The organism is Mycobacterium sp., assembly GCF_035697385.1.
Classification (GTDB): domain Bacteria; phylum Actinomycetota; class Actinomycetes; order Mycobacteriales; family Mycobacteriaceae; genus Mycobacterium.
Genome location: NZ_DASSCY010000232.1, coordinates 1 through 8,058 on the forward strand (window position 1 = coordinate 1; position 8,058 = coordinate 8,058).

The 8,058-nt window shown below is 62.4% G+C and carries 9 protein-coding genes; 6 read left to right on the forward strand and 3 right to left on the reverse strand.

From position 1 onward, the window contains the following. A partial coding sequence (locus VFH65_RS19735) for an HNH endonuclease signature motif containing protein (protein ID WP_353323735.1) occupies window positions 1–320 on the forward strand: 320 nt, incomplete at its 5' end. Window positions 321–395: 75 nt separating this feature from the next. Here VFH65_RS19735 and VFH65_RS19740 read toward each other — a convergent pair. Continuing rightward, window positions 396–1,184 carry a DUF6498-containing protein gene (locus VFH65_RS19740; protein WP_353323736.1) on the reverse strand — a complete coding sequence of 263 codons (789 nt, stop codon included), beginning with the start codon at window positions 1,182–1,184 and terminating at the stop codon, window positions 396–398. 47 nt (window positions 1,185–1,231) lie between these two features. Beyond that, window positions 1,232–1,918 (reverse strand): hypothetical protein, encoded by a 687-nt coding sequence (locus tag VFH65_RS19745; protein ID WP_353323738.1) that lies wholly within the window; start codon window positions 1,916–1,918, stop codon window positions 1,232–1,234. A gap of 29 nt (window positions 1,919–1,947) precedes the next feature. On the opposite strand from VFH65_RS19745, the gene VFH65_RS19750 reads away from it, so the two are divergent. After that, window positions 1,948–2,349 carry an SRPBCC family protein gene (locus VFH65_RS19750; RefSeq protein ID WP_353323739.1) on the forward strand — a complete coding sequence of 134 codons (402 nt, stop codon included), beginning with the start codon at window positions 1,948–1,950 and terminating at the stop codon, window positions 2,347–2,349. Here the strand turns inward: VFH65_RS19750 and VFH65_RS19755 are convergent. Further along, window positions 2,346–2,543: a hypothetical protein gene (locus VFH65_RS19755; protein ID WP_353323740.1), complete on the reverse strand. Its 198-nt coding sequence runs from the start codon at window positions 2,541–2,543 to the stop codon at window positions 2,346–2,348. The genes VFH65_RS19750 and VFH65_RS19755 overlap by 4 nt on opposite strands. 88 nt (window positions 2,544–2,631) lie before the next feature. On the opposite strand from VFH65_RS19755, the gene VFH65_RS19760 reads away from it, so the two are divergent. The 4 genes from VFH65_RS19760 to VFH65_RS19775 form a co-directional block, all read left to right on the forward strand. Further along, complete coding sequence (locus VFH65_RS19760; protein WP_353323742.1) at window positions 2,632–3,069, forward strand: nitroreductase family deazaflavin-dependent oxidoreductase; 438 nt, start codon at window positions 2,632–2,634, stop codon at window positions 3,067–3,069. A 29-nt stretch (window positions 3,070–3,098) separates the two neighbouring features. Next, window positions 3,099–4,379, forward strand: a complete 1,281-nt coding sequence (gene ilvA, locus VFH65_RS19765) for a threonine ammonia-lyase IlvA (RefSeq protein WP_353323744.1) — start codon at window positions 3,099–3,101, stop codon at window positions 4,377–4,379. A gap of 45 nt (window positions 4,380–4,424) precedes the next feature. Further along, window positions 4,425–5,138: a thioesterase II family protein gene (locus VFH65_RS19770; RefSeq protein ID WP_353323745.1), complete on the forward strand. Its 714-nt coding sequence runs from the start codon at window positions 4,425–4,427 to the stop codon at window positions 5,136–5,138. 1,690 nt (window positions 5,139–6,828) lie between these two features. Beyond that, window positions 6,829–8,058: AMP-binding protein (locus VFH65_RS19775; protein WP_353323746.1), on the forward strand; the 1,230-nt coding region annotated here is incomplete at its 3' end.

Here is an 8,058-nt window from a genome sequence, read left to right on the forward strand (position 1 = left end):
GTTGTGGAGCTACCCGAGGGTTGCACGCCCACCACATCCAGCACTGGGAGGACGGCGGACCCACCGAATTGGTCAACCTGGTGCTGCTATGCCCGTATCACCACCGGCTGCACCACCGCGGCATCATCACCATCACCGGACCCGCCGACCGTCTCGTCGTCACCGACAGCACCGGGCGACGACTCAACCCAGGATCGCTGGCACGGCCACCGACCAAACCCCCGCCCGCCGTCCCGCCGTGCCCGGGGCCTACCGGCGAACGCGCTGATTGGTGGTGGTATCAACCATTCCAACCCCAACCACCACCGGCCACCAACTAGGTCGATCACCGACGCCGGACATTACGAGCCGGTGCGATGCTGAAAAAGGCTGGGGCATAGAGACATTTGTACCGCCTAGCGACGCACGCCCGTCCAAGGCTGCTCGTTTCTCTCGCGCCGTTGAGCTTCGTCGGCGCGGTCTTTGGCCCAACTGTCCTCGAACCGTTCGCCGGGGCCCACGTTCGGGAGGCGATTCATCGCGCGGCTGAGCCACTGAGGCGGGGTGGCCGGCTCCCACTGAGGCAGCGCCGTGCTCAGCGCGTACATCGTCTTGAGGAAGACGAAGACTCCGAAGAGCGCGGAGAAATCGGTCAGCGCGGCGGCGAACATGCCGAATACGATCGTCAGATGCACGACGATGACGCGACCGAGGCTTCGATTCGCCGTCGCCTCGATCTGCCAGAACGACCACTGGCGCAGGCCGATCAGATCCACGACGAAATCGACGGCCAGCGCGATAAGCACATACAGGCCACCGAGTTTCACACTATGCCAGTCGACACCCACCAAGTCGCCTTGGCCGTTGTGGGCAAGCACGAACAAGATGCCACCGAGGAAGAGGCCATGCGCCGCGCAGAAGACAAGACTCGTGACGAGGTACCCGTGAATATAGGAGCTCTGTGAGATCTGCGACCCCCGCGAGCGAGGCCCGTCGGACTTGGGCGCAAGGTAGCGGAAGTGTCCGCGGCGCGGGCTCAAACGCTGATGAGCAGCGATCCGAGCCGAGACGAACAGGCATGCCGCGACTGTCTCGAACCAGTAGACGACGAGCGTCGTGCCGGCCGACCACCCCCCGACGAACCAACCGGCAGCCGGAACAACGTTGACCGCGAGCAGGGTCAGCAGATGAACGATCCGGGTCACGTCGTGGCGGCCGCGTCAGTGTCCGACATTGCCCTATCGTCGCACGGCTAACCCAAAACGTTCACCGCCCTTGCGATTACAAGCCCGGCGGTGGAAAGCGCCACCATTGCCTGAATGGTCATCATCGCCTTGGCCCATCGTGCCAGCGGCATCGTGTCGGTCGGCGAGAACGCCATCACGTTGGTCACGCTGACATACAGATAATCGACGAACGTCGGTCGCCAATCCGGTTTGGCCACATCGGGAGTCGTCATCTGCGGGAACATGAAGTCGGGATACGGACGTTCGCCTGCGTGCCGAGCGAACGGGCCGCCGCGGTCAAGTTCCCAGTACCAGATGCCGAACACGATGACGTTGGTGCCGAAGATCGCCGCGCCACTGCCGAGCAGGACGGCCGCGTCGTTGCTGACATCGCCGGTGAGAATGCGGATGTCCAGCAGCACCGCGGAGAGCGTGTTGTCGATCGTGATGGCCGCCAGCAGCACCCACGTGGCGTACCGGCCGAAACGGGTTCGGCGGCTCATCACCAAGGGGTTGATCACCAGCAGGGCCACCAGCAGCAGAGCTTCCAACACCAGAAGCGGCCAGCGCGGCACAAGGGTGTAGCTCTTCGGAATCGCAACCTGCAGCGCCATGGCCGACAACACGGCAGCAAGCACCGGAAGCACGCTTTCCGGGTCGCCGTGCCGCAGCCACGACGGCACATGGTGCTTTTCGGTTGGTGACGTGTCCATCCGCTCAGTGTGTGCGCCACGATGAAGAGATGGAATCGCGACACGTGAGTGTTTGGATCGAGGCAGCGCCGGAGGCGGTGTACGAGTTCGCAGCCGATCCGCATGAATGGCGGAGATGGGCCACGGGTCTGGCGCAGGGCGGACTACGGCAGACCCCGGAGGGCTGGGTGGCCGATTCCCCGATGGGTCAGGTGACGGTCGAGTTCTCGCCGCGCAACGAGTTCGGCGTGCTCGATCACGTGGTGACGCTGCCGTCGGGGGAGACGGTGTACAACCCGCTGCGGGTGATTCCCGGCGGGGTTGGCCAGGCTCGCTGCGAGGTGTTGTTCACGGTGCGGCGACGGGCCGGGGTGAGCGACACGGATATGGACGCTGATGTGGCGGCGGTGGCCGCTGACCTGGAAACGCTGCGGCGGCTTCTGGAGGACTAGCTACGCGTCGAGTGGAAGGCGCCAAGGCCCAGCCACACCACGGTGCCCGCGGCCGCGGCGGCAAGTACGGACGGCGCGGCGCTAGCTGTCGCGATCGCGACGATCACCAGGACGATGAAGCCGACCGCGAGCGCGAGCAGCTTGTACACCGGCCAGGCAACGCCTGCGATGCTGACCTCGTCGTGCGTCGTCATAGATTGACGATAACTCGCAAGTGAGTTTTCGGGCAACCGAAACACCGGATGAGGGTGCTCACTTCTTTAGTCGGCCTAAGCTGGTCGCATGCCACTTTCCGGAGATTACGAACCAAGCCCGTGGGACTGGGTGCGCGACCACGCCGACAAGATCCTCGAGTCAGGCAGCACCGAGGGCATCGACATGAAAGGCATGCCCCTCATCCTGCTGACCACCATCGGGGCCAAGACCGGAAAGGTCCGCAAGACGCCCTTGATGCGGGTCGAGCACGACGGTCAGTACGCGATCGTGGCCTCGCTGGGCGGGGCCCCGAAGCACCCCGTCTGGTACCACAACGTCAAGGCGAACCCGCGCGTCGAGCTGCAAGACGGCCCCATGACCAAGGATTACGAAGCCCGCGAGGTCGTCGGCGACGAGAAGGCGGTTTGGTGGGAGCGTGCGGTCGAGGCCTTCCCGGACTACGCGGAGTACCAGACCAAGACGGACCGCCAGATCCCGGTGTTCGTGCTGACCCCGATTAACTGAAAACTGCAGGTTGGTGGCACCATTGACCGGTGTCCGCTGAACTGAGCCAGAGCCCGAGGACGTCGCCGCTGTCAGCGGCCGACATCGATGAGGCCGCTCAGCGAATTTCCGGCGTGGTGGCCCGCACACCGCTGCAGTTCTGCGAACGGCTGTCGGAGGCCACCGGCGCCAGCGTCTATCTGAAGCGTGAAGACCAGCAGGCGGTGCGGTCCTACAAGTTGCGTGGGGCTCACAACCTGCTGATGCAGCTGTCTGCCGACGAGATCGCCGCCGGAGTGGTGTGCTCATCGGCAGGCAATCACGCCCAGGGCTTCGCGATGGCGTGCCGGTCGATGGGCATCCACGGCCGCGTGTATGTCCCCGCGAAGACGCCGAAGCAGAAGCGCGACCGCATCCGCTATCACGGCCGTGACTTCATCGAGTTGATCGTCGGCGGTAAGACCTACGACGACGCCGCTGCCGCCGCGCTGGACGATGTCGCACGCACCGGCGCCACGTTGGTGCCGCCCTACGACGATCTGCGCACGATGGCGGGGCAGGGCACCATCGCCGCCGAGATCCTCGACCAGCTCGACGGTGAGCCGGACGTCGTGATCGTGCCAGTTGGCGGCGGGGGTTGCATCGCAGGCGTCACCACATACCTTGCCGAGCGCACCACCAGCACGTCGGTGCTAGGAGTCGAGCCTGCCGGGGCCGCCGCGATGATCGCGGCGCTGGCCGAGGGCAAGCCCGTCACGCTCGATCACGTGGATCAGTTCGTCGACGGCGCCGCCGTGAACCGTGCAGGCACGCTGACCTACGCGGCGCTCGCCGCAGCGGGTGACATGGTGTCGATCACGACGGTCGACGAAGGCGCGGTGTGCACGGCGATGCTCGACCTGTACCAGAACGAAGGCATCATCGCCGAGCCGGCGGGCGCACTGTCGGTCGCAGGTCTGATGGAGGCCGACATCGAGCCGGGATCGACTGTCGTCTGCCTGATCTCGGGTGGCAACAACGACGTTTCGCGATACAACGAGGTGCTCGAGCGCTCGTTGGTGCACCTTGGTCTCAAGCACTACTTCCTTGTCGACTTCCCGCAGGAGCCCGGCGCGCTGCGACGCTTCCTCGACACGGTGCTCGGGCCCGGCGACGACATCACGTTGTTCGAATACGTCAAGCGCAACAACCGGGAAACCGGGGAGGCGCTGGTCGGCATCGAACTGAGTTCGGCGGCCGACCTCGAAGGCCTGCTGAACCGCATGCGCGCCTCCGACATTCATGTCGAGGAGCTGGAGCCCGGCTCGCCGGCGTACCGCTACTTGCTCTAGGGCAACTCTTCAGTTGACGGGCCGTACCGGCGGTACTGTGATCGCGTGACCGGGGGCAGGCCGAAGCTCTACATCTTCCCGCATGCCGGTGGATCGGCGCAGTATTACGTTCCCTTTGCCAACGCGTTCTCCAGCGACGTCAAACGCATCGCGGTCCAGTACCCGGGACAGCGCGGCACCCACGACCTCGCGTCTTTCACGAGCATCCCGGACCTTGCCGACCAGGTCTGCCAGATGCTGTCGCCGCAGGATCGGTCTGATGGAGAGACCGTCTTCTTCGGCCACAGTATGGGCGCTTTGCTCTCTTTCGAGGTCGCCCGGCGATTCGAAGCAGCGAAAAGCCCTATCGCTGCCCTGTTCGTGTCCGCCTGTGCAGCACCTGGCCGAATCGGCGATGAGTACATTCCGCAATCCGATCGCGGCCTGCTCAGTGCAGTGAGTGCGATGACCGGCGCGGATCCAGAGTTCCTCGAGAATGAGGAGTTCGCGGCGAAGATCCTGCCCACCCTCCGGGGCCTGAGGGCAATCGCGAACTACGAGTGTCCACCCGACGCGACGGTGTCGTGCCCTATCTTCGCGTTCTTGGGTGATGACGACGAAGTCGCCACCTACGAGAAGGTGGTGCCGTGGTCGCAGCGCACGACGTCCGAGTTCACGGTTCGGGTGTTCACCGGGCACCACTTCTATCTCAACGACCACTTGCCTGAACTTGTCAGCGACATCGAGGCCAAGATCTCGTCGTGCTGCAGGGGCGGGTAACCGCGTCCTAGAAGCTATCCGGCCGAGTGCGCAGCGAACTGCGCCAGAGGATCGGAGCCGCCGCTACCTAAACACGAATTGGCGGTACTCTCGCTGAGTTTGACCGTATGCGGCGAATGAGTAGAACGTTGCCACAGGGAGGCGTTTTCCCGATTTCTGCATCACTTGATGACCCGGCTTGGTACGTGCGTCTGTTTTGCGAGGTTTAGGAAGCTACTGCCAGTTTTGGAAGAGCTGTCCTAAATCTGGGAGTTCGTGGCAGGGTTGGGACGGGTGTTTCGTCCTAGGTCCAACTTCTGCCCGTGGGAGTGCTGACGAACACTTGGTGTGCGAGAGTTCTGTTTGGGCTCACCGTTCGCGTCGGTATTCGGCTGGCACCGGCTATCTGCGGTCACCGGTTCGGAAGATCCGGGAGTTGACCGCATCGACAAGTTCACGTCAATCGACGGGATGTATGGACTGGCTATCGCTGTGCAGTTCGCGGCTCTGACCAGCATTACGGTTTGCCCTGCCGCCGTTCGCACCTTCCATTTCGGGTAGCCTGCCGCAGCGCGCTCGCACTGGAGTGACACCAGCAAGGCCGTCGTCGCGCGCAAACCTTCGGCGTCAGCGCGTGCCCGGGTTCGGTATCCGTCCAGCTAGCCGCGTGCGCCGTGGGTGTGTGGCTCGAGAGCCACGGCGACGGCGCGGCGCGCATACCTGGCGGGCAGGAGGGCAACGGCCGCCAACGATTGCGGCGAGATGAAGTCTGGACAGCAGTGTGCTGGCGGCCGGCGAATAACTTCCAAAATCATTCAGGAAATTCTTCAATTCGCTACGGCTTCCGCCATTCGGTCGTTAACTTGGGTAAAGAAACGCTAGATACATGACGATGTAATTCTGGGCATGCTAATTGACAGAAGCGAGAGGTTGCTGCTGCTCCACCGTCTCGCGATGAAATGCTCGCGCCGCTCTGATTCCGCCTATCGGAAGCTGAACCGCTATTTACCGATTTGCTCGCATATACTGAACTGCGACTGATCGTGAATGTTTGGCAAACAATAGTATTCCGGATGCTGTCCTCCTGTTAGAACTCTGCGGGTTGCCGTGGGGTCGAATCGAACACGGAGGCGGCCCGACGAGCTAAATGGCTGCTGCGCATGCCAATTTTCGACGCGACATCCGTCACGTTCTCCAGGTGTCTTCGATGACTGATATTGGCGGAAGGTCCACGCTACTATAGCAAATGATCTTGCCACATATTTATGCAGGTCACCATGGATTTAGTTTGTATTCTAGCGATGCAAGCGACTGGGTTTCCGCAGGCTCGACGGGGGTCACGATGCGCGGCGGTCCGGTCAGTGCCTCAGTGCGCACGTCGGGTCGCATCGCTCCACAGCGCAGCTCGTCGCCGACAGTCCCGTCGCTCCTGAAATTGTTTCCGCCTGTCCTCGCGCCGGGTGTCGTCTCCCTGACCGACAAGTACAGCAAAGAATAGCTAAACGCGTGACAGTATTGACGTGCGGTAATAATAGCCACCAAGATCAAATCTGATTGCATATGCAAGCAGCGTCTTTTTTGGTCGTTTTTCACTATGCAAATAATTGGCTACTTCCTGGTCACTTGTGGGTTGAAAATGCTCACGAATCACCTCCTTACCGTTGTAACGTGACGTTTCTCGTCGACACATTTTGGGAGGAAAGGTGTTGCGATGCGGGTATTCGAATCTTCTATCCCCGCTGTCCTGCGGGAACAAGCCTGGCAACGTCCCGATGCGACGGCGTTCACGTTCATCGACTACGAGATCGACCCTGGGGGCTTCACCGAGAATCTGACCTGGTCTCAGGTGCACCGACGTGTGCAAGTGCTAGCCGACGAAATCAGATCGTGTGGATCTCCCGGCGATCGCATCGCGATCCTGGCTCCGCAGGGACTCGAGTACATCGTCGGGTTCCTCGGCGCGATGGAGGCTGGCTTCATCGCCGTCCCTCTGTCCGTGCCGCAGTTCGGCAGCCATGACGAACGGGTTTCCGCCGTGCTTCGGGACAGCGACCCCGTCGCGATCCTCACGACCTCGGCTGTTGTCAGTGACGTCGTCGCCTGTGCGGCACAGTTCGGCCGGTCCGCACCAACGGTGATCGAGATCGACGCGCTCGACCTGGATTCGCCGTATTTCTCGTACCAGAACAGCGGTGAGTACACGAAAACCGCACTGCTGCAATACACGTCGGGCTCAACTCGTCGGCCGGCCGGCGTGGTGGTGACGCACAAGAACGTCATCGCAAATCTCGACCAGGCGATGTCCGACCTTTTTGAAGACAGCGGCAAGGAACCGCCGCCCGGTCTCACAGTTGTGTCGTGGCTGCCGTTTTACCACGACATGGGCCTGTTGCTGGGAATTTTCGCGCCGGTATCACGTGGACTTCACGCAGTGCTCATGAGCCCAATGGCGTTCCTGCAGAAACCCGCCCGGTGGATGCAACTGCTGGCCACTAATCCCCGGTCATTTTCCGCAGCGCCGAACTTCGCTTTCGAACTTGCTGCGCGAAGGACATCCGACGACGACATGACCGGGCTCGACTTGGGGAACGTGTGCGGCATCGTCAGCGGCAGCGAACGGATCCACGCGGCAACGATCCGGCGGTTTACCGACCGGTTCTCTCGTTGCAATTTTCCTGATACCGCGCTGCGACCGTCGTACGGGCTGGCCGAAGCGACGCTGTATGTCGCGTCGTCCCCGCCGGGTTGCCGGCCATGGACTGTTCGATTCGACTACGAGAAGCTCGCGGCCGGCCATGCGAAGCGGTGTGACCATGAACGAGGTTCGGAGCTGGTCAGCTATGGCGCACCTCGGGAGTCCACGATACGGATTGTCGACGCAAAGACCCGAGTCGAGAATCCCGCAGGCAAGATCGGTGAGATCTGGGTGCACGGCGACAAC

Coding starts and splice junctions, on each gene's coding strand:
- VFH65_RS19745 (WP_353323738.1), bottom strand. CDS start 1,918: ATGGACACGTCACCAACCGAAAAGCACCATGTGCCGTCGTGGCTGCGG.
- VFH65_RS19750 (WP_353323739.1), top strand. CDS start 1,948: ATGGAATCGCGACACGTGAGTGTTTGGATCGAGGCAGCGCCGGAGGCG.
- VFH65_RS19755 (WP_353323740.1), bottom strand. CDS start 2,543: ATGACGACGCACGACGAGGTCAGCATCGCAGGCGTTGCCTGGCCGGTG.
- VFH65_RS19760 (WP_353323742.1), top strand. CDS start 2,632: ATGCCACTTTCCGGAGATTACGAACCAAGCCCGTGGGACTGGGTGCGC.